Source organism: Paenibacillus sp. XP01 (assembly GCF_057364885.1).
This window is the reverse complement of record NZ_CP139481.1, coordinates 5,496,199-5,518,868: the sequence shown is the minus strand read 5'-3', so window position 1 is coordinate 5,518,868 and position 22,670 is coordinate 5,496,199. Positions and strand designations below refer to the sequence as shown.

The window sequence follows — 22,670 nt, the reverse complement described above, 5'->3', positions numbered from 1 at the left end:
AAGCAGGACGCATATTTCCGATAATCCAATGGATATAGCATGGAGAGGAGTTTGATTGTGGGAAGAGCGAGGAATCGGAACAAGTGGAGCAGACGCATTAAGGTTTTTGCGGCGGCATTGCTGACTGCGGGATGCCTGCAGTTGCCTGCCTATGCGGCAGAAAGCGACGGCCAAACGATCCGGGTTGCGATGTTTGCGAACCTGGGAAGCACGTACAAATCGACAACACCGCTTATTACGCTGGAATCCACGGGAAAATGGAGCATTGGTTCTGGCGGCGGAGCCAACTTAAGCATCCCTGCAGGGCAAATCCGATTCAGCGCGGACGGTTATAGGGTTAAAGTGCTGGAAACGACTGATTTCCAAACGGCGTCGGCTGCGGCTAAACGGTTACAGGCCACTGCGGACACGCCGCTGCTGTTTACAACAACGGTCAACGGCAAAGAGACCTATCAGCTGTATACAGGCAATTATGCGACAGCAGCGCAGGCCGGACAAGCCGTAGCCCGTGTCCAAAACACGGCTGCAGCCCAACTTGGCGGCCAGAAACCGGTGGTTACCGGAAGCAAACGGCTGACGACGGGCACGTACAGTTCGCTTGAGGAGGCGCAGGCAGCACAGGCGACTTTGCTGTCGGCAGGCATTACGGCTTATCCTGTGCTCCAATTGGGGGCAAATGCTTCGGGATACGCGGTTTGGGTGGGCGAAGCCTCCACGGATGCAGAGCTTGCGGCACTGAAAACAACGGTTGATGCTCAAGCACCTGGTTTGAGTTTATCTACAGTGAATGACGGTCAACCCGGGCTGATCATCCGTACGGATGCAGGACTCAGCCTGGATGCTCTCAAAACGGCAGCACATTATACGATGGCAGGCACCAATGCCAAAGCTTTGGTACAGGGAGACGGCAGCGGAATCAAAGTCGCGGAGCGTTCACAGCGGACCTACCGCGGCGATATGGAAGTCAGCATCGTAAACGGGGACCTGGCTCTGGTCAACGTTGTACCGCTGGAGCAATACCTGTATTCAGTCGTGGGCGCAGAAGTGTATTCCTCGTGGCCGGCAGAGGCGTTAAAAGCTCAGGCTGTAGCAGCGCGCTCCTATGCGCTTCAGCAGGGTGACCGCTTCAAGATTGCCAATGTCGTGGATACAACGCTCAGCCAGGCGTACAACGGAATGGGATCCGAGAATGACAAAGTAAACAGCGCCGTCGATGCGACCGCGGGCGAAGTGGTCAAGAGTGGCGGTAAAATCGTCGAGGCTGTGTTCTCGTCCAATGCGGGCGGGCAGACGGCACATCCTTCCGAAGTTTGGAACGGCGCAGAAGGTGTATTCAATACGGTTGACAGCTCGGGAGATGTTGCGGCCCAGGCAGGACTGCATACGTGGTATCACGTGCTTCTTAGCTCGGGGGTCAGCGGATATATACGCGAAGACAACGTGAAGGAACTCTCTTCCCAAACGAATGCAGGGCTATCCAAAGTAACGGTTACGGCCCAAAATACCAACGTGCGACCGATTCCGATGATCCAGTCCAATGTGAACCCGGTGGCAAAAATGAATCCAGGCAACGAAGCCGTAGTTTTGGCGAAAGTGCCTGAATCAAATACGTATTCCTGGGTAAGAGGCCCGTTTACTTCAGCTCAACTAGTCAAAACCCTTCAAGGCAAAACGACATCCTCGGTACCGTCAGCCATCTCCACGTTGGAGGTAACGAAACGGGGGCCGTCGGGAAGGGCGCTCGAAGTCAGTGCCAACGGACAGGCGATGACCGTGAAATATGCGGACACCTATCGTTCTGCATTGGGCGGGTTGCCGAGCACATTATTTGATATTGCCGGGACCGGAAGTTATACTGTATTAGGCGCTGACGGCGTGCAAGCCAGCAAAACCGGGGCGAACGGCGCAGCCGTGTTATCGGCTTCCGGGACGGGCACATCGTCCGGAAACGCACTCGTCGTCATGAGCGGGGACGGAACGGCCAGAGCCGTAACCCAAGGCCAAACCTTCATGTTTATCGGTCAGGGCAATGGCCATGGTCTGGGGTTGTCCCAGTGGGGTGCCAAAGGCATGGCGGATGAAGGGTATGATTACCAGGCCATTTTGAAACACTATTACCAAAATGCGACTATTGTTAAGGAATGAATTTAAGATGAATGTGGATCTATATAATTTTGAACTGCCGGAAGAGCTGATCGCGCAGACGCCATTGCTTGAGCGCACGGCGTCCCGGCTGCTTACGTTGAACAAGGAAACGGGCGAGGTTCACCACCGCAAGTTTCCGGATATTATCGACTTTTTTGAGCCGGGAGACACGCTTGTATTGAATGATACCCGTGTCCTCCCTGCACGGTTGTTCGGAACAAAGCAGGACACCGGAGCCAAAGCCGAAGTGCTTTTGCTCAAAAATGTGGAGGGAGACCGCTGGGAAGCGCTGGTCAAACCAGGGAAAAAGCTGAAAGCGGGATCGGTCATCGTATTCAGCGATGAGCTGAAGGCCGTGATCGACGAAGAAGGCGAAATGGGTGCCCGAATGCTCACCTTTATGTATACCGGCATTTTTCAGGAGATTTTGGACCGCTTGGGAGAGATGCCGCTTCCCCCGTACATCAAGGAGACCCTTGATGATCGGGAGCGGTACCAGACGGTATATGCGAAGCATGAAGGATCGGCTGCGGCACCGACGGCGGGCCTGCATTTTACCGATGAACTGCTCGACCGCATCCGCGCGAAAGGCGTCAACATTGCTTTCATCACGCTGCACGTCGGTTTGGGAACATTCCGGCCGATGTCCGTGGATGTCGTTGAAGAGCATGTGATGCATGAGGAGTACTATTCTTTGTCTCAGGAAACGGCCGATTTGATCAATGACACGAAAAAGAGGGGTAACCGCGTATTCGCCGTTGGCACGACGAGTTGTCGTACGTTGGAAACGGTAGGCAGCCAGTCCGAGGACGGCTTGCTTAAGGAAAGCAGCGGCTGGACGAGCATTTTCATTTATCCGGGCTATTCCTTCAAAGTCATTGATGGCATGCTGACAAATTTCCATTTGCCGAAGTCGACGCTGGTCATGCTGGTCAGTGCGCTTGCCGGCAGGGAACACATTATGGATGCATACGCGGAAGCGATCCGCGAGCGGTATCGGTTTTTCAGTTTTGGCGACGCCATGCTGATCTATTGATTCGGCGGAATTTACGAATATTTTTCAGAGGATGATTATAAACGATGGCAGCCATTACGTATGAACATATTAAAACTTGCAAACAGTCAGGCGCGCGTCTTGGACGTGTCCACACGCCTCACGGGATCATTGAAACACCTACCTTTATGCCTGTCGGTACACAGGCAACCGTAAAAACGATGAGCCCGGAAGAATTGAAGGAGATGGATGCCCAGATCATCCTGAGCAACACGTATCATCTCTTCCTTAGACCAGGACATGAGATCATACGCCAGGCTGGCGGACTGCATAAATTTATGAACTGGGATCGCCCCATTTTGACGGATAGCGGCGGATTCCAAGTATTCTCGCTCAGCGAGATGCGCAAAATTACCGAGGAAGGCGTTCACTTCCGTTCCCATCTGAACGGAGACAAAAAGTTTTTGTCCCCCGAAGTAGCTATGGAGGTTCAAAATGCACTCGGCTCCGATATCATGATGGCGTTTGACGAGTGTCCTCCTTACCCGGCCGAATACGAATACGTGAAAAAGTCGCTGGAGCGGACGAGCCGCTGGGCGGAACGTTGTCTGGAAAGCCATGCCAGACCGCATGACCAAGGATTGTTTGCCATCGTTCAAGGGGGCATGCACGAGGACCTGCGGAGACAGAGCGCTGCGGATTTGACTTCCATGGATTTCCCGGGGTATGCTATTGGTGGACTGAGTGTCGGAGAACCCAAACATTTAATGTATGGTGTATTGGATTATACGGTACCTTTGCTGCCGTCCAATAAACCACGGTATTTGATGGGGGTAGGTTCGCCCGATGCATTGATTGAGGGATCGATTCGGGGAGTGGACATGTTCGACTGTGTACTGCCTACACGGATTGCCCGTAACGGAACTACGATGACAAGTCAGGGACGCCTGGTCGTTCGGAATGCGCAGTTCGCAACCGATTTCGGCCCGCTTGACCCCGAGTGTGATTGCTATACTTGCCGGAACTACTCCAGAGCATACTTGCGTCACCTGATCAAAGCGGATGAAACGTTTGGCTTGCGGTTGACCACCATCCATAATCTTCACTTCTTGCAGAATTTGATGCGCAATGTGCGGAAAGCGATCATGGAAGATCGTCTGCTTGATTTCCGGGATGAATTTTTCGATCAATACGGTCTGCACAACAATGAGAAAGGGTTCTGATCGGGTTTTGCGGAACCTGGGAGCCACGAACGAATTGGTGAAAAGCTGATAAGGGGGAGTCCATATGTTTCAAGGAATGACTGCGAGCGCAGCGGCAGGCGGAGGCGGAATTCTCGGCCTGATCGTGCCACTGGTGCTCATGGTGGCCATTTTCTACTTTCTGATGATTCGTCCTCAGAACAAAAAACAAAAAGAACGCAACGCCATGTTGGGCCGTCTGAAAAAAGGCGACAAGATCGTAACGATTGGCGGCCTGCACGGCACCATTGCCGAAATCACGGATGATACGGTTGTATTGCGTGTAAACGATGTCACGAAGCTGACGTTTGACCGCAATGCCATCAGCAGCGCCGTAAGCCGGGAAACTGCGGAATAAAGCAGACAGGCATTTTTCATGAGAGAAAGGGAGCTCCTCGGGAGCTCCCTTTCTCTTTTTGTTTGTGATGAACGTTTGATAGAAAATGATCTGACGACTTTCCCCGCCGGTTTCGTCGTTTATTTCATGATTTGCGTATATTTACTCCAAAGATGCCACCCAGAGCGGAAATGACGAACGCGCTTGCGAGCTGTAGTCCGTCTTTCCAGTTAATCACGGCATCCAGTGCCAAAAAACCGATCAACAACACGATAACACCATAAATAATACCGGTAATTCCGCCATGGTACCACCCCTTTTCACCAGAGCGTTTGCCGGCCAGAAAACCACCGATCAATAAGGAGACGGCGTGAACGATGTAAGTATACCTGGAGAGGTCTTGTTCCTGCATGTCCGTCATCCAGAGGAAACAAGAGAGAGTCAACGCCCCCAGAAACATCCACACGAATGCATGACAAAGACCGGACAAAATCGGATTGGTCAATCGGAACGGATTCATTCGTCGAATCAGCTGCATAAAGCAACCCCCTTGTACAAGTTTAAATTAATACAGTTTATGGTCAAGCCTCCCCACTTATGAACTGATTTTCCATTATATGAACAATCGAAAAACTGCATCAGCATGTGAGGTTCAGGCCAAAATAGGGATTACGCTCCAGGCTTCACTACAACTTATAATTAAGGGAGGAATCCTGTTGTGAACCTTTCAGATATCGGAGTACATATTTTTAGAACGATCCTGATGTATTTTATTGTTTATGGCGCCATTCGCGTCATGGGCAAACGTGAAATCGGGAAGCTGTCCATGTTTGATCTGGTCGTCTCGATCATGCTTGCTGAAATTGCCGCATTTGTTATCGAAGACACGGATAAGCCGTTGTTCCACGGCATTGTGCCCATGCTGACGGTGCTTGTGATGCAGATCGCCATGGCCTACATGAGTCTCAAAAGCCGTGGTTTGCGTTTGATGATCGACGGCAAACCCGTGGTGTTGATTTCTAAGGGCACGTTGAATCGCGATGAAATGCGCAAACAGCGTTATAACCTTGATGATTTGCTGCTGCAGCTTCGAGAGCAAAATATAGATAGTATCAGCGAAGTGGAATACGCCATTTTGGAAACGACAGGCAAGCTTACCGTTTTCCCGAAAAATCAGAACGGGAGCGTGTCTGCAACAGGGGGCAATTTAAATTCCAACAGTATACAGAAACCGAGAAAAGATAAGGTGGACGGTTTTCAAAACATTAAATACGAAGGTTTGCCACTGCCTCTGATCATGGATGGGAAAGTTCAGGACCAGAATCTGGAGTTGATTCAGAAAACCAGATTCTGGCTCAAAAACGAGATTCAACAGAAGGGTATACTTGATTTCAAGGACGTCTTCATTTGTTCCATTGACCATAACGGAAAAATTTACGTAAGTCCCAAAGAGGATCCGAAGTAAAGTCATTTCCGCAAACGGCGATTGAACCACGAACCAATGATGGGCGCGCGGGACAGATCGTGAAAGTCGATCATGCGGGTCAAGCCCATGACGATAAAGTAAACGATCAAACCTGCGATCGAAGCCATAATCAGCCTGAGCCACAAAGGAAGCAGCACAACGGTTTGCTCGTAAACGAGCAGCGTCGCCGCACCCATAATAAACATGCCTGCAATGGTTTTGGTCCAGTCCATAAGCTTGAAACGAAAAGCGAGCAGTTTGCGCACACTGCCGGCATGAAGGAACGTGACGATGGTGGAGTTGACGCAGATGGCGATAACCGCGCCAATTATGCCAAATTCCGGACGGGAAGCGAGCAGCAAAATCAGAGAGATTTTGATCACCGCCCCGATGAATGTATTGAGCAGCGCCTTGCCCGGCCGATCAAGGGCCTGAAGAGCCGCTTGCAGCGGTGGCTGAATATAAATGAACAGGGCAAAAGGAGCCATTAATTTCAGCATGTTGCCAATCGAAGCGTCATTGTATATCAAAAGGCACAGCGGTTCCGCAAGCACGTACATGAATACCGAGAACGGAGCCCCTGTGACCAGAGCCAGACGCAAAGCCTGGTGCATGCGCTTATGTATGAGTGCGCGATCGCCTTGGGCGGATGCTTCGGACAAAGAAGGCACAAGAGAGGTCGCCAGCGAAGACGTCAGCGCGCCGGGCAGGAGCAGCAAAGGAATGATCATGCCTTGCAGCGCACCGTACTGGGCCGTGGCCAGTCCTCTGGATAACCCCGCAAGGGCGAGGCTTTGCGCGGTAACGATCGTTTCGGCCAAATAAGAAAGGGATCCGACCAACCGTCCTGCGGTTACGGGAACCGAAATGGCGAGCAGTCTGCGAATCAGCCCTTTTTGAGAGGCTGCCGAGTCGATGGGCGTTTTGCCTGTCGTTTCGTCTTGGTTTTGGAGGGGGGATTTCGGTTGCACTTCTGTTCTCTTCTGTTCTTTCTTGGCCCTGCCGTAATTCCACAGCAAAATGAGCATTCCTGCAAACTCGCCGACAAGCGCACCCAGCATGGCGCCGGCTGCAGCCCGTTCAATGCCTTGGGGAACCAGCAGCCAGGAAAACCAAATGACGCAGACAATGCGTACAATCGTCTCGGTGATGGAAGAAGCTGCGCTGGGGATCATGTTCTGTTTGCCCTGAAAGTATCCCCGGTACACGGCAGACACCGCTATGATCGCAATCATGGGACTCATGCTGACGAAGGTGTGGTATACACGCTCGTCCGTGAGAACGTAACGCGTTACCCAAGGGGCAAAAACGATGCAGAGAAACATGAACAAAACGCCCAGCGTTAGCGTGAAGCTTAAGCTGACCTGCAGGATGCGCTGCGGAGAATAACGATTTGCTCCCGTATCCGCTTCGGCTACAAGCTTGGCTATGGCGAGCGGAATGCCTCCGGTGATCAGGGTGACCAGCACAATAAAGAAAGGATAGCTCAGTTGGTACAGGCCCACCCCTTCTGCACCGATGACTCGCGGCAGCGCGATGCGCGGGATAAAGCCCAATACCCGGTTAATAATGCCAGCAGCGAGCAGGATCATGGCTCCTTGGATAAATGTCTGCTTTTTCAAAGCGACCCCTCTTTCCCGGTTGAAAAGTAACAGGTTGGTTACGCGGACAGGACAAAGCCTGGTTGTCTCATTCTATGCTAGTCCATGACCTTCTCATGACACGATCGGGCGATTTACAAAAAGAACCAAACCAATCAAAGAAGGAATATGGCATGTGGAAGTCGAATGTTGTATCAAGGATGCCGCAGAAAGGTTTTTGAGCAAGGAAGGGAGGCGCTCCCCGTGGAAGAAATGAACGATACGGAACTGGAACAGTCCATCGAGCTGCTCTGCCAAAGCAAAGCAGAGGAGTTACGGCTTGTGGGATACGAGTATGTGACAAGCAAAGATGTATGGAACTGCGTCAGTCATAAATATGAGAAGCAGGGCATTCCGCCCCTGCACCAGCTGGTGAACGACATATTGTCACTGAAAGCAACGAGCTTTATGAACTTTTTGACCGTAGCTGCTTACCGGGGGTCCTCTTTCTAATCGAAAGGGATCTTTTTTTGTTGAAAATTGACTGCATTTTACGGCATCGCTATAATAGGAATATTGAGAATGAAAGGGGATCTAGGAACGGCATGAAAAGAATTGTCAGTTTCATTCTGGTCGTGCTTGTCACCGCTGGCGTGATGGTGGGGACAAGTCCGGAGCTGCTGAAAAATATGCGCTTGGGCCTTGACTTAAAGGGAGGCTACGAGATCTTATATGAAGCAGAGCCGCTGGAACAAGGACAGCAAGTTTCCAAGGCTTCTCTGGTGCAAACCGCAAGAAGTTTGGAAAGTCGTGCCAACGCGCTCGGAACCAGCGAGCCAGAGGTCACAACGGAAGGAACGAACCGCATCCGTTTGAAACTTGCCGGAGTTACCGACGAGGCCGAAGTTAGGGCCAAAATGAAGGAGCCGGCCGTTTTGACGTTCCGCAGTAAAGGCGAGAACGACAAAGAAGGCGAGTACAGCAAAATCGAACTTCGCGGTAACGAATTCGTCGAGAACGGCGCAAAAGTGGTGTTTAACCAACTGAACCAACCGATGATCGACATTCAGGTGAAGGACAAAGCCAAATTTGCGGAAATTACGAAACGTTTGATTGGACAGCCTCTGGCGATCTATTTGGATGATCAATTGTTGTCCGCACCGACGGTGCAACAGCAATTATCGGATGGATCCGCTCAGATTACAGGCAGTTACACGCGCGAGGAAGCGAACCAGCTGCGCGATACGATCAACTTGGGCGCTTTGCCGTTGAAGCTGACCGAGAAGTATTCGCAAAGCGTTGGCGCAACGCTGGGTAAACTTTCCTTGAATCAAACGATTAAAGCGGGGCTTATCGCATCAGTCATTATTCTGGCGTTCATGATCGCAATGTACCGTATACCAGGCCTTGTCGCAAGTTTCTCGCTGATAGTGCACACATGGCTTGTGCTGGCCATCTTCTATTTGGGAGAATTCGTGCTCACGCTGCCAGGGATCGCGGCCTTTATTCTCGGGATCGGGATGGCGGTCGACGCCAACATTATTACGTACGAACGGATCAAAGAGGAGATGCGGAGCGGCAAGTCCGTGATGTCGGCAGTGAAGGCCGGCGGGAAACACTCGTTCCGCACAATCATCGACTCCAACATCACTACAATCATTGCTGCTGGCGTCATGTTTTTCTTTGGTACCGGGGCGGTCAAAGGTTTTGCACTCGTGCTGATCTTCGACATCGTGACCAGCATCATCACGAATATTTACTTCTCCCGTTTCTTGCTCAGCCTGCTCGTTAAAGCGAACTTGCTGAAGAAACCGAAGTATTTCGGAGTAAAGGAGAGTGAAATTCGTGCGCTTTAATTGGAACTATGACTACATCAAAGGCAGCAAATTTGCTTATACTTTCTCCATTCTGTTAACGATAGCGGGGATCGTCAGCTTGCTTGCTCTTGGATTGAACTATGCGGTGGATTTCCGTGCAGGTTCAAACGTCGACATCACCGTATCCAAAGCGATTACAGCGGAACAAATCAATCCGATCATCAAAGACATTGGTGCAGATAACGGGGATGTCCAAATAACAACGGGAACTGACCGAGTAAACGTACGTTTTTCCAAAGAGCTTGATGAAACTCAGGAAAAAACGTTCAAGGATGAATTCAGCAAATTGGATTCCACCGCTTCTTACGAGGTGAATACCGTTGATCCGGAGATGGCCAAAGAATTGGAACGGAATGCCATCTACGCTGTGCTGATCGCAAGTATCGGGATCATGATCTACGTTGCGATCCGGTTTGAATGGCGATTCGGCCTTGCCGCCGTCATTTCGCTTTTCCATGACGCATTTGTCGTCATCAGCGTGTTTTCCATTTTCCGGTTGGAAGTGGACCTGACGTTCATTACAGCCGTACTGACCGTTGTCGGCTTCTCCATCAATGATACGATCGTTATTTTTGACCGGATCCGTGAAAACATGCGGTTCGCCAAAAAAACGTCGAAGGCCGATTTGCGTCAGGTGGTAAACAACAGTTTGGCTCAAACGATGACTCGTTCCCTGAATACAACGTTCACCGTTTTTGCCGCTTCCATCTGTTTGTTCATTTTCGGCGGGGAGTCCATTCGTATGTTCTCGCTCGCCATGGTCATCGGAACACTGTTCGGCGCGTATTCTTCCATCTTTATTGCTGCACCGCTCTGGCTGGTTCTGAAAGGCAAACAAATCAGCAAGCCAAAAGCGGCTGCCAAAGCATCCAACTAAACATGTATGTTCAAGCCGCGCTTTCATGCGCGGTTTTGTAACTTTAGGTACACGTACAAGGGGGATTAAGCATGACCAGAACTCGTATTCCAACTGTTCGCACTGCGGCATGGAGCGGCATCGCCGGGAATATGGTTCTCGCAGTGATCAAGGCTGGGATTGGATATATTTCAGGAAGCAAGTCTTTGCTTGTCGATGGTTTATATTCGGCCTCGCAGGCGGCATCTTCACTGACGGACTTGTTTCCGGCCAAGGTTGAAAAGGCTGGGGAACGAATCCGAGGAACGGCTTCCCGGGATCATGTGCGCGTAGCCGGGCCAGGGACTTCGGTCGTGTTGTCTGTGCTTGTTCTTTTGGGCGGGTTGCAAATTGCTTTTTCGGCACTGTCGGCATTATCGGGCAGCGTACCCGAAATGAAGGGACAGTGGGCGCTTGTTACCGTTCTAGTTGCCTTGGCCATCCGGGAAGCGATATTTCACTTTCAGTACAGATATTACCGCAAACGAAACCAGCCGCAAGCCTTGGCGTATGCGCAGCAGCATCGCCGCGCATTATATTGCTCGCTTGTCGTTATGATCGGCATTGCCGGTTCCTTGACCGGGGAAATGATGGGTTGGGACGCGCTGCTGTACATGGATCCGGCCGCATCTTTGATTGCTTCTTTCTTTGTGCTGCATCAGGGATACCGCATGATCGTGGATACGGTGTACGGTTCGCTCGTGCAGGAACTGGAACAGGAAGAGTCCATTGACTTTCAGGAAACGGTTCAACGCGTGCTTGGCGTGATTACGATTGATCATTTGTCTGCAAGAAACCAAGGGCATTACGTTGCCATCGACCTTATCATTACCGTTAATCCGAGAATCACCATTCTGGAGGCGCAAGAAATAGCTAACCGTGCCAAAACATTGCTAATGACCCGTTTCGACCATGTTAGGGAAGTGCAGGTTCAGGCGATTCCTTATGACCCTGGTTATCCCTATAAATCCAATCATGAGCTGCCTGATCACGAAGCGACATTGATCCAATAGTGACGCTTGATCGTGCAGCGCAGGAAAGGAGCGTTATCATTGCTTTATTCGCAATACCGGTGGAGTACGCCGGATATCGAACCGGAGGCGGCTGCGGGACTCTCGCAGGCGCTTTCCGTTTCCCCGCTCGTCGCACGTTTGCTCGTGGGCCGTGGAGTGCTCACAGAGGCAGAGGCGGAACGGTTTTTGCATCCGGACCTGAGCCAGATGCATGATCCTTATTTGCTGCATGGCATGGATAAGGCCGTACCACGCATCCAACAGGCGCTGGAGCGCGGCGAGCATATTTTAATTTATGGAGATTACGATGCCGACGGTGTATCAAGCACTTCACTCATGATTCATTTGATGAGGCATTTGGGCGCCTCGTACGATATTTATATTCCTCATCGATCCAATGAAGGGTACGGGCTGCATAATCATGCATTGGATTGGGCACACCAGCAGGGAGTCACGCTGATCATTACCGTCGATACCGGGATCAGCGCAGTGGAGCAGATCGCGTATGCCTCATCGCTGGGCATGGAAGTCATCGTGACGGATCACCATGAACCGCCTGAAGTATTGCCGGAAGCCTATGCTTTAATCAATCCGAAGCTCCCTCAATGCAGCTACCCGTTCAAGGGGTTGGCAGGTGCAGGAGTCGCCCTGAAGTTGGCCCAAGCGCTGATTGGGGAAGTTCCGCGCGAATGGATGGAGATTGCTTCCATTGGCACGGTAGCGGACCTCATGCCCTTGGAGGGGGAGAATCGGGTCATCGTAAGTTACGGCGTCGAATCCATGCGCGATACGCGCCTTCCCGGAGTAAGTGCCTTATTGGAGATCAGCGGGGTTAAACAGGAACAGGTGACCTCTGTGAACATTGCGTTTGCAATGGCTCCTCGAATCAATGCCAGCGGGCGTCTGGATCACGCGGGGCGTGCGGTGTCCCTTCTTACGACAGACAATCTGGATGAGGCGCATATGCTCGCCGGTCAACTCGATCTGTTGAACAGGGAACGCCAACAAGTGGTCGAAAGCATCGTGCAGGAAGCGGTGGCGATGCTGGAGCACAAAATTCAGAGCCAAGGCTCGGTTCCTCATGTCATTCTGTTGGCAGGAGAGGGCTGGAACGTGGGTGTGGTTGGTATTGTGGCTTCCAAATTGCTGGAACGATATTATCGCCCTACGCTTATTCTGGGCATTGACCCTGAAACAGGGATGTGCAAGGGATCGGCCCGATCCATCGACGGGCTCGACATCTACGAGGCTCTAACCGCGTGCAAGCATACGCTAGACCATTATGGAGGCCATCCCGCAGCTGCGGGCATGACGCTCCATCGGGACCAGCTCGTGGAGCTGGAGCGAGGCTTGAACGATTATGCCGCTGGCGTTTTGAAAGAGGAAGATTTCATTCCACGACGCCTCGCTGACGATAACTGTTTGATCAGTGACGTGCCGCTGAAAGTCATTCAGGAAATAGACAGACTGCAGCCGTTCGGCATGAGCAATCCATCGCCACGTTTTGTGCTGAATAAGGTCACTATTAAAGAAACCCGAACGATGGGCCGCGAGAAACGCCATCTGAAGCTGGTGCTGGAGCAGGAGGGCTGGCAGCTTGAAGCTGTTGCGTTTGGCAAAGGGGCTTTGGCGGACTTCCTGCTTCCCGGAACCGTCATCGACGCGATGGGCGAACTTTCCATTAACGAGTGGAATGGCACGCGAAAGCCGCAATTTATGCTGCATGATCTGGCAGTGAGCGAGGCACAGGTTTTCGATCTACGCGGCAGTGCCGATCCATTAAATGGAATGAAACAGTTTATGCGTACCTTCGACGTTCATCTGAGGTATACAAGCGGCTCGATCGGCGTTATCGTCCGTCAAGAAACGAATGTTTCTATGGGAAATTCATTGTATGAACCATGCCTTTGGGTATATGATAGGAAGGTCGGGTTGTTACCCCGTAATGCTGCCGCGCAGCACTACGGACAGGAGCAGGTCCGGACGTTATTTGTGTTTGATACGCCGGAAACTCCGGAACAGCTTGATGCGATGCTGAAGTTGTTCAGCGGAGCCGAGAATATCATCCTTCTGCATGGATCGGGCCACAATCGCCGAGATCGACTTCAGATGCCTTCCAGAGAGCTCTTTAAGCGCATGTATGTGCTGGTGTCCAAATGGGGAGCTGAACCGGTGGGTGAACAGGAAATTACGCCTGTACTCAGTCGGCAGTGCAGCTGCTCTGTACGCATGATTACGATGATGCTTGATGTGTTTGAAGAACTGGGCTTCATTCACCGGCGCGACGGCAACATCGAGTTTGTTGCCAATCCGCCCAAACGGGATCTGGCAACATCGCGAAATTATCGGGCCATCGAAAGCATGGCAGAAACCGAGCAGGTGATGTTGGATGCACCCACGTCTCAGCTTACACAATGGATGATAACCCGGATGAAGGGCGTATCTTAGGCAGAGTTGTGTTATTTATTTTAGGAGGAGATTAATTTTGGATTTCAAAGATTATATTCGTGTCATTCCGGATTTTCCGCAGCCGGGAATCAGCTTCAAGGACATTACCACGCTGTTGAAGGATGGAGAAATGTATCGCAAGGCGATCAATGAACTGAAAACGATGGTTTCCGATCTGAAAATCGATGTCATTGCCGGACCGGAAGCGCGTGGTTTCGTTGTGGGTGCTCCATTGTCCTATGCTCTTGGCGTTGGTTTTGCGCCGATCCGCAAAAGCGGGAAGCTGCCTGGTGAAACGATCGAAGCCGGTTATGACCTCGAATATGGCAAAGATACGCTCGCTATGCATATCGATGCGATCGAGAAAGGACAGAACGTGCTGATTGCCGATGACCTGTTGGCAACCGGCGGCACCATCGCTACCTCCGTCAAATTGATTGAGCAATTGGGCGGCAACGTGGTTGGTGCTGCGTTCCTGATCGAGTTGGATGAACTGAACGGGCGGGCTAAACTGCCGAATATCGACGTGTTCACGTTGATGAATTACTAAACCAAACCGATTACTCCCGTTTCCCGGGAAATAATACATGGCATGAATGACTGCAAAAAAGCCAGTTCGCTGCCTCCGTTAAAGGAGGGAGTGAACTGGCTTTTTTCATGTTGCGGATGAAATCAGTCAGGCGTTTTCTCGGTCAGAATCGCCTTATCTTCTTTGTCATTCGACCAGCCAAGCACTTCGAACAATTTGAACAACAGGCTGAGCAAGATGCCCAAGATGGTTGCCAGTGCCATACCTTTCAATTGAACGCCGTAGAAGGTTACTTGAGTGCCGCTAAGTCCCACAACCAATACCAAAGTCGTTAACAGCAGATTGGTCGGTTTGGCGAAATCCACCTTTTGTTCGACCAGGATGCGAAGACCGGAAGCTGCAATGACACCGAACAGAAGCAAGGACACGCCTCCCATGACCGGAACGGGAATGTTCGCAATCAATGCCGAGAATGTCCCGGAGAACGAAAGAATAACAGCAATGATCGCAGCGCCGCCAATAACATAGGTTGAGTATACTCGGGTCAAAGCCATGACACCGATGTTTTCGCCATATGTCGTGTTAGGCGTTGAACCGACGAAACCGGAAAAGATGGTGGAAATCCCATTGCCGAGAAGGGAACGATGCAAACCAGGATCTTTGGAAAGGTCTTTGCCCACAATGCTGCTTGTGACAAGCAAATGTCCGATATGTTCGACAATAACGACCAAGGCTACAGGTAGAATCGTTAGAATAACGGACCAGTCGAAGGTAGGCGTCGTAATGGTAGGCATGGACACGAAATCGGCATTGGCAATTTTATCGGTTTCCACTTGGCCCATAGCGTACCCGAGCAGGTAACCGACTACAATCCCGATCAGAATGTGAATGATCTTGGGAAATCCACGGAACGTAACCGCTCCGATGACTGTAACCCCCAATGTGACCATGGATAAAATAATGGGCTGTGCGGTAGGCACCCAATCCGGATTATTCACGGGGTCCGAGTTGATGATTCCTGCCATTCCGGCAGCAACCGGAACCAATTCCAAACCGATCAGCGCGACGATCGCGCCCATGACTGCAGGAGGGAAGACCACGTTGATCCAGCCTGTACCCGCATATTTGATGACCAAGGCAACGATGCAAAATACGATGCCAGTTACGATGAACGCGCCAAGCGCCATCGAATACCCGTTCTCCGGATGTTTAAGCAGGACGGAGGATACCGGGGCGATAAAGGCAAAGCTGGAGCCGAGGTAAGCCGGAATTTTACCTTTGCATATCAGAATGTACAGCAATGTCCCGATCCCGTTCATCAACAGAATCATGCTTGGATCGACGCCGAACAGGTTAGGCACGAGAACCGTGCTCCCGAACATGGCGAAAAGGTGCTGCAAACTTAATAAGAAGCCAGGTCCAAAAGGCATTTTTTCATTTACCTGAATTTCACGCTGCACGAAATGCTCATCTCCTTTTTCCGAAACACAAATCTTCAATATAGTACAGACTTTCCGAAGAATAAGCAATAACATTTTTTGCGAAAATCGCCGAATTGTTCGTTTTTACGTTAATATCAAGTGAGTGAAATCACGATCCTGATAGAAATGGTACTATATATAGGGTTGGCTGGTGATTTGTAATCCGTATATTGTGGCAAGGTGTGAAAAAAGACGAATAATGCAAAATGAATGGCTTACCTATTCTAATTCTTCGGCAAACGGCTATACTGTATTACAATAAAGAAAGTTGGCATTTTCATCGAGCAGCCTTTATTCGACAAGCCTTTCGCGCAAGTCACCATCATCTTCTCGCCCATTCGTCAGCAGTTGACGGAAAACGGGTGAAGCGTCATAATTATAGGAAATCACTTTTACGGGGAACCTGTGTAGATGCAAATGTCACGGGTTCCATTTTGTATAGAAAGGACACGGAACAGATCAGAATGGGCATAGAGCAATTACTTGAGAAGGCCGGGGCCTACATCAAAGAAGCCGATCTGGTGCGCATACGTGAAGCTTACGAATTTGCTGATCAGGCCCACCACGGACAGACGCGAAAATCGGGAGAGCCATATATTCTGCATCCGCTTGCGGTTGCTGATATCGTTGTGAACATGCAGATGGATACGATTTCCATTATTGCAGCGCTTCTTCATGATGTCGTGGAAGACACGACAGTGTCGCTGGAGGAGATTCGCAACCAATTCGGCAATACGTGCGCCATGCTTGTCGATGGTTTGACGAAGCTGGAGAGAATTCAGTTCCGTTCCAAAGAAGAGCAGCAGAACGAGAACTATCGCAAAATGTTCATTGCCATGGCACAGGACATCCGTGTCATCGTGATCAAGCTGGCAGACCGCCTGCATAACATGAGAACCCTCAAATTCCAGTCGGAGGAGAGCCAGCGCCGGATTTCCTACGAAACGCTGGAAATTTTCTGCCCCATCGCCAATCGTCTCGGGATATCCGCGATCAAATGGGAGATGGAGGATATTGCTCTGCGCTATCTGAACCCGCAGCAGTATTACCGAATCGCCAACCTGATGCACAAAAAGCGGGCTGAGCGGGAACAGTACATCGATACGGTCATGGACGGAATCAAAGCCAAGCTTGATGAAATGGGCATTCAGGCGGACTTGTCCGGCCGTCCCAAGCATATCTATAGCGTGTTCAAAAAAATGACGACCAAAAACCGGCAGTTCAATGAAATATACGATCTGCTGGCGATTCGTATTATTGTGGATAATATCAAGGACTGTTATGCCACGCTCGGCATCATTCATACGTTGTGGAAGCCGATGCCGGGGCGTTTCAAGGATTATATCGCAATGCCGAAGGCAAACATGTATCAATCGCTCCATACGACGGTGGTGGGACCGAACGGGGAGCCAACCGAGGTTCAGATTCGAACATGGGACATGCATCGCACGGCCGAGTTCGGTATTGCGGCACATTGGGCTTATAAAGAAGGCGTTGCGTCCGTCAACAATTTCGAAGACAAAATCACGTTTTTCCGTGAGATTCTTGAGCTGCAAAACGAAACCAAAGACGCGTCCGAGTTTGTCGAATCGCTCAAAATGGATTTCTTTTCGGATCTTGTATTCGTATTTACGCCAAAAGGTGAAGTCATCGAGCTTCCGGCAGGATCCGTGCCGCTCGATTTCGCTTACCGCATTCATACCGAAGTGGGCAATCGTACGATTGGTGCAAAGGTCAATGGACGGATCGTTCCGCTGGATTACAGCCTGAAAACCGGGGATATCATTGAAATCCTGACGTCCAAGCATTCCTACGGCCCAAGTCAAGACTGGCTCAAAATCGCCAAGTCGTCCCATGCCCGTTCGAAGATCAAGCAATGGTTCAAGAAGGAACGCCGTGAAGAAAACGTTGAAAAAGGCCGCGAGGGCATTGAACGCGAGCTGAAGCGAATGGGGCTGGAGCCTTCCGTATGGATGAGCGACGAGAAACTCCTGGAAGCTGCAAAGAAATTTGCCTTTAACGACATTGAAGACATGCTTGCAGCGATCGGATTCGGTGGAATCACAGCCGCGCAGATCGTTACAAAAGCCACCGAGAAGCTGCGCCGGGAGCAGGAAGAAAACAGCCTGCTGGAGCTGAACTCGGAGATGCGTGAGCTGAAGCCTGCGCCGGAACGCAAAAACCGCCCAACCAACGGCATTCGCGTCAAAGGCATTGACAACCTTCTCGTTCGTTTTGCGCGTTGCTGCAACCCTGTGCCCGGAGATGACGTGATTGGTTACGTCACGCGTGGTCGCGGCGTGTCCGTGCACCGCAGGGACTGCCCGAACATTCCTTCAGGCTCGGACGGGGATGAGGCAGCTCGCGTGATCGAAGTGGAGTGGGAAGAAAATATCGAAGCCAACTACAGCGTCGACATTGAGATTACGGGCCACGATCGCAATGGTTTGCTCAATGAAGTGCTGCAAGCCGTTTCGGAAAGCAAAACGAATATTTCCGCCGTTACCGGACGGACAGACAAAAACAAATTGGCATTGGTGCATGTTACCATTTTGATTCGAAATACGGAACACCTGCATTCGGTTGTGGAACGGATCAAACGAGTGAAGGACGTTTACTCCGTACATCGCATCATGCAGTAAGGAGCTTGAGCATGAGAGTGCTTGTACAACGTTGCAAAGAAGCCCGGGTTACCGTGGGGGACGAAGTGACCGGACAGATCGAATCCGGCCTGATGCTGTTGGTCGGCATCACGCATGAGGATACGGAAAAGGATGCCGTTTATCTGGCCGACAAAATCGCCGGTTTGCGGATCTTCGAGGATGAGCAGGAGAAAATGAATCTCAGCCTGATTGACGTGGGCGGAGCCGTTCTGTCGGTCTCCCAGTTCACCTTGTACGGCGACTGCCGTAAGGGCAAGCGCCCCAGCTTTGCGGCTGCGGCAAGACCTGAAGCGGCGGCTGCATTGTATGAAACATTCAACCAATTGCTGCGGGATAAGGGCATTCAGGTCGAAACCGGACGTTTCGGGGCTATGATGGATGTGACCTTTACCAATTGGGGACCGGTGACGCTCATGGTGGAAAGCCCGATTCGTCAGGAAGGCCAGGCATAATCCCGGCGGGGAAAGGCCATAATGAAGGGTATGTTGAAATCTGCAGCCCGTAGCAGGGCAAAGGAGCACGCCATCATTATGCGCCAATCCACGAAGGAAAGCCGTTCGCGCATGGAACCGCTGCTTCCTCCGGGCAGCATGCATGAATCGCTTCAGTTGGCCCGGGCGGCAGCGGATTGTGTTGCAGCGATCTGGTTCGTTCAAGAGAAGGATAAGGGCAAACCGCCGCGTCTCCCACGCGTTTGAGGATGCCACAGCAAAAAGCCATGACTCGAATCATGGCTTTTTGTTGTTTCCGCAAATAACGATATGGTGGAAGAAGCCGACCGTTCACTCAGAACCTGTTATAAAAGAAGCTTGTTAGGGTAATAACAAACTAGGCACAAGCGCTTTACTTTTGCAGTAAGACGCCTGAAAAAAGCGACCATGGTTTCCAGACATGAAACGAACCGCAGGAAATCAACGGGGTTGACCAGTGTGAAAGGAGAGCATGACCAATGAGCAAAATCGCATTTTTGTTGGCAAACGAGTTCGAGGATTCGGAAATGCAGGTACCTTACGATGAGGTCAAGCAAGCCGGACACGATGTCGAAATTATCGGCCTCAAAGCCGGAGAAGTGTTGAAAGGCAAGAACGGCAAGGCAACATACACGACGGATAAAGCCATTGCAGACGCTGTTGCAGCCGACTATGATGCCGTGGTCATTCCCGGGGGATCGTCCCCGGAAAATTTGAGAACCGATGCTCACATTTTGAAATTCGTGACGGAGATCAACAGCGCCAAAAAACCGATTGCCGCCATCTGCCATGGACCGCAAATTTTGGCAAGCGCCAATCTGTTGAAGGGACGCACGATTACCGCATACCCGCCGCTGAAGGACGACATGGTCAATGCAGGAGCCGAATTCCAGGATCATGAAGCGGTTGTGGATGGAAATTTCATTACGTCGCGAACGCCGAAGGACGAACCGGCTTTCGTTCGCGAACTGTTGAAGGTTATCTAACCGTTTCATTACGGGGCAGTAGCAGGGCAGGCTAATGCTCCTGTTCCCGCATCATAATCAGCCCGGATGGAATGGAGCATTTCGCCGAAATGAAAAGGAGGGATTGGCATGGCAAAGCATATTCAGGCTTATTTTCGTACCGAAGATGACGCAGAGGGAGCAAGAACGTCATTGCAGACGTTTCGCACGGAGCAATTGGAGGTAGGGCAGCTGGACGATGCGATCGGAAGGGACCAAAAGCTGATGGTACCCCTGGTTCCTTACAACACGGCTGGCGCAGCGGGCACGAACGGCGCAATGGGGGTGGGTTCTTCTCCCGGAGTTCCGGCGAGCGAGAACGTGATTCCCGTCGTGGCCCCGGTGGACCGCGATGCCGATGGGGGAACGAGGGAGCGCGTAAATGAGGATCATGACATGTTGAATGCATCCAATATATCCACAACTGATTTTGGAGATCTGCGCTATGTTCTTTCGGCCAAGGTGAATGACGAGGATTATAACGAAATCATTCACAAGCTGAGAAGCAATGGAGCGTACGTGGAGGAATTAAATTAAAGCGCTATCATTTTTGTAATGATCCTGTAACATTGGATTCATGGGTCTTTAACATAGCCTGTTTATAATAACAGACATGACCCCCTTTTTTATATATCTTTTGAGCCTGCACACGGTGTGCAGGCTTTTTTTTGCTTCCTTTGAGCGTTAGCTCTTGACTTTAGTACTGCGGTTCATTACAATCAGGAAATAAATTAACTTTTAACGTCATATTATAACGTTAAAACTGATGAATCGACGATTCGATGACGGGACCAAGTAATCCGAACCCACAAGAACAGAGAAGAATCCCCAGGCTGTAAGGATTCTCTTGATGAGCGGATGAATGACTTCCCCGAGAACAGGCGGCGAACACAGCGGAGCTTCTCCGGTGGCCAGTAGCCGAACTGCGCAGGACGTGCGTTATACGTGGAGCGGAATGAATGACTGATGAGGTGACCTCACGCATCGGTTCAGGACAAACTTGACTGGTCTGTGTGGCGTCGGGTGTTCCGGAATGTGGGTGGTACCACGGGTGAATGTTAAACACAATCTCTCGTCCCTTTGTTTGCCGATGATTCGGCAAGCAGGGCGAGGGATTTTTTTGCTATATAGAGAACTAAATGATGGAGGGATGAATCATGGCATTTCAAAAACCAACAGGAACGCAGGATTTGCTGCCTGGTGTTGTCGAGAAATGGCAGGCCGTTGAGGAAAAAGCACGCGACTTGTGCCGCCGGTATAATTACCGCGAAATTCGTACCCCTATATTTGAACAGACAGCTTTGTTTGTTCGCGGCGTAGGCGAAACGACGGATATCGTGGAAAAGGAAATGTACACGTTTGATGATAAAGGGAACCGCAGCATGACGCTTCGTCCCGAGGGCACTGCGGGCGTGGTTCGCTCTTACGTGGAAAACAAACTGTATGGCGAACCTGATGTCAGCAAATTGTATTACATCGGACCGATGTTTCGTTATGAGCGCCCGCAGGCAGGACGTCAGCGCCAATTCCACCAGTTTGGCGTGGAAGCGATCGGGGCGGTCGATCCGTCGATCGACGCAGAAGTGATTGCGCTTGGTTATCAGCTGTGCGTGGAGCTTGGACTGCAGGACGTTAAAGTGGAGATCAACTCCGTCGGCAACCCGGCAAGCCGGGCGGCTTATCGCGAGCAGCTGCTGTCGTTCCTCAGACCGATGAAAGACAGCCTGTGTAAAGATTGCCAGTCCCGCATGGAGCGCAATCCGCTTCGCGTGCTCGACTGCAAGGTGGATCAAGACAAATTCACAGGCGCACCGTCCATTTTGGACAGCCTGGATGAAGAGTCCCTGAATCATTTTGAAACATTGAAATCCTACCTGGAAGACTTCGGCGTGGACTATGCCGTGAATCATCGTTTGGTTCGCGGACTGGATTATTACACATTGACTGCGTTCGAATTGAAAGCTCAAGGCATTGGCGCAATCGATACGGTCGGCGGCGGCGGCAGATACAATGGACTCGTCGGCGACATCGGCGGACCGGATCAGCCGGGCATCGGTTTCGGTATCGGCCTGGAGCGCATCCAGCTTATTCTGGAGCACCAGAATATCGAAGTTAGCAATCTTGCTCCGCTGGACGTGTACTTTGTTGCCCTCGGCGAGGCTGCGGATCGCGAAGTCAATCGCTTGTTGTTCAAGCTGCGTCAATCCGGGCTGTCCGGCGAGCGCGATTATCTAGGCCGCAAAATGAAAGCCCAGATGAAATCGGCAGACCGTTTCAAAGCCCGTTATACGGCCATCCTTGGGGATGACGAGCTGGAGCGCGGCGAGATTGCGCTGAAAGCGATGGAAACGGGAGAACAACGGACCGTGAAGCTGGATGACCTGGCCGCTGCGGTAAGAGGAAACCACTGAACCGCTGACATTCTTCCCGAATCGGAAACGAGCTGGAAAGGTTCGCGGCTAAATTAACGTTATTCACACAACCGAACTGGAAAGGGCGGCCTTGAGCGGCTGCCTTCGTACAGGGAG

General features: G+C 51.2%; 20 protein-coding genes. 17 read left to right on the top strand and 3 right to left on the bottom strand.

Annotation, left to right across the window (positions count from 1 at the left end; all coding sequences use genetic code 11):
* Positions 1-54 precede the first annotated feature (54 nt).
* The 4 genes from SNR34_RS24830 (at position 55) to yajC (ending at position 4,738) form a co-directional block, all read left to right on the top strand.
* Positions 55-2,145 (top strand): SpoIID/LytB domain-containing protein, encoded by a 2,091-nt coding sequence (locus SNR34_RS24830; RefSeq protein WP_486182511.1) that lies wholly within the window; start codon positions 55-57, stop codon positions 2,143-2,145.
* 7 nt (positions 2,146-2,152) lie between these two features.
* Entirely contained in the window at positions 2,153-3,181 is a 1,029-nt protein-coding gene (gene queA, locus SNR34_RS24825) for a tRNA preQ1(34) S-adenosylmethionine ribosyltransferase-isomerase QueA (RefSeq protein ID WP_236415425.1), read from the top strand.
* A 44-nt stretch (positions 3,182-3,225) separates the two neighbouring features.
* A complete protein-coding gene (gene tgt / locus SNR34_RS24820) occupies positions 3,226-4,362 on the top strand; it encodes a tRNA guanosine(34) transglycosylase Tgt (protein ID WP_236415426.1) in 1,137 nt (378 codons plus the stop codon).
* A gap of 64 nt (positions 4,363-4,426) precedes the next feature.
* Positions 4,427-4,738, top strand: coding sequence for a preprotein translocase subunit YajC (yajC, locus tag SNR34_RS24815; protein WP_236415427.1), 312 nt, complete (start codon positions 4,427-4,429; stop codon positions 4,736-4,738).
* A gap of 124 nt (positions 4,739-4,862) precedes the next feature.
* Here yajC and SNR34_RS24810 read toward each other — a convergent pair whose 3' ends face one another.
* Positions 4,863-5,255, bottom strand: coding sequence for a TIGR04086 family membrane protein (locus SNR34_RS24810; protein WP_486180435.1), 393 nt, complete (start codon positions 5,253-5,255; stop codon positions 4,863-4,865).
* 225 nt (positions 5,256-5,480) lie between these two features.
* On the opposite strand from SNR34_RS24810, the gene SNR34_RS24805 reads away from it, so the two are divergent.
* Positions 5,481-6,182 carry a DUF421 domain-containing protein gene (locus SNR34_RS24805; protein WP_339278470.1) on the top strand — a complete coding sequence of 234 codons (702 nt, stop codon included), beginning with the start codon at positions 5,481-5,483 and terminating at the stop codon, positions 6,180-6,182.
* Between the two features lie 2 nt (positions 6,183-6,184).
* Here the strand turns inward: SNR34_RS24805 and spoVB are convergent, their stop codons facing one another.
* Positions 6,185-7,804: a stage V sporulation protein B gene (gene spoVB / locus SNR34_RS24800; RefSeq protein ID WP_343261251.1), complete on the bottom strand. Its 1,620-nt coding sequence runs from the start codon at positions 7,802-7,804 to the stop codon at positions 6,185-6,187.
* Between the two features lie 231 nt (positions 7,805-8,035).
* Here spoVB and SNR34_RS24795 point away from each other — a divergent pair, with 231 nt between their 5' ends.
* The 6 genes from SNR34_RS24795 to SNR34_RS24770 all read left to right on the top strand — a co-directional run bounded on the left by SNR34_RS24795 (position 8,036) and on the right by SNR34_RS24770 (position 14,545).
* Complete coding sequence (locus SNR34_RS24795; protein WP_236415823.1) at positions 8,036-8,275, top strand: post-transcriptional regulator; 240 nt, start codon at positions 8,036-8,038, stop codon at positions 8,273-8,275.
* 92 nt (positions 8,276-8,367) lie between these two features.
* Complete coding sequence (gene secD / locus SNR34_RS24790) at positions 8,368-9,618, top strand: protein translocase subunit SecD (protein WP_339274269.1); 1,251 nt, start codon at positions 8,368-8,370, stop codon at positions 9,616-9,618.
* Positions 9,608-10,516: a protein translocase subunit SecF gene (secF, locus tag SNR34_RS24785; RefSeq protein WP_236415433.1), complete on the top strand. Its 909-nt coding sequence runs from the start codon at positions 9,608-9,610 to the stop codon at positions 10,514-10,516. Before secD ends, secF begins: the two co-directional genes overlap by 11 nt.
* Positions 10,517-10,587: 71 nt before the next feature.
* Positions 10,588-11,547, top strand: coding sequence for a cation diffusion facilitator family transporter (locus SNR34_RS24780; protein WP_343261250.1), 960 nt, complete (start codon positions 10,588-10,590; stop codon positions 11,545-11,547).
* 39 nt (positions 11,548-11,586) lie between these two features.
* A complete protein-coding gene (recJ, locus tag SNR34_RS24775; protein ID WP_343261249.1) occupies positions 11,587-13,995 on the top strand; it encodes a single-stranded-DNA-specific exonuclease RecJ in 2,409 nt (802 codons plus the stop codon).
* Between the two features lie 37 nt (positions 13,996-14,032).
* Complete coding sequence (locus SNR34_RS24770; protein ID WP_236415438.1) at positions 14,033-14,545, top strand: adenine phosphoribosyltransferase; 513 nt, start codon at positions 14,033-14,035, stop codon at positions 14,543-14,545.
* Positions 14,546-14,667: 122 nt separating this feature from the next.
* On the opposite strand, the gene uraA is transcribed toward SNR34_RS24770, so the two are convergent.
* Positions 14,668-15,984: a uracil permease gene (gene uraA, locus SNR34_RS24765; protein ID WP_343261248.1), complete on the bottom strand. Its 1,317-nt coding sequence runs from the start codon at positions 15,982-15,984 to the stop codon at positions 14,668-14,670.
* Positions 15,985-16,469: 485 nt separating this feature from the next.
* On the opposite strand from uraA, the gene SNR34_RS24760 reads away from it, so the two are divergent.
* From SNR34_RS24760 to hisS, 6 genes are all read left to right on the top strand, one after another.
* On the top strand, positions 16,470-18,647 hold the full coding sequence (locus SNR34_RS24760; RefSeq protein ID WP_236415824.1) for a RelA/SpoT family protein: 2,178 nt from the start codon (positions 16,470-16,472) through the stop codon (positions 18,645-18,647).
* An 11-nt stretch (positions 18,648-18,658) separates the two neighbouring features.
* The gene (gene dtd / locus SNR34_RS24755; RefSeq protein WP_236415440.1) at positions 18,659-19,120 is read left to right on the top strand and encodes a D-aminoacyl-tRNA deacylase; all 462 of its coding nucleotides are present in this window, start codon (positions 18,659-18,661) and stop codon (positions 19,118-19,120) included.
* A gap of 21 nt (positions 19,121-19,141) precedes the next feature.
* Complete coding sequence (locus tag SNR34_RS24750; RefSeq protein ID WP_486180434.1) at positions 19,142-19,366, top strand: hypothetical protein; 225 nt, start codon at positions 19,142-19,144, stop codon at positions 19,364-19,366.
* A 251-nt stretch (positions 19,367-19,617) separates the two neighbouring features.
* Entirely contained in the window at positions 19,618-20,124 is a 507-nt protein-coding gene (locus tag SNR34_RS24745) for a type 1 glutamine amidotransferase domain-containing protein (protein WP_339274261.1), read from the top strand.
* 108 nt (positions 20,125-20,232) lie between these two features.
* Positions 20,233-20,679, top strand: a complete 447-nt coding sequence (locus SNR34_RS24740; RefSeq protein WP_236415443.1) for a hypothetical protein — start codon at positions 20,233-20,235, stop codon at positions 20,677-20,679.
* Between the two features lie 620 nt (positions 20,680-21,299).
* Positions 21,300-22,553, top strand: coding sequence for a histidine--tRNA ligase (gene hisS, locus SNR34_RS24735; RefSeq protein WP_486180433.1), 1,254 nt, complete (start codon positions 21,300-21,302; stop codon positions 22,551-22,553).
* Positions 22,554-22,670 lie beyond the last annotated feature (117 nt).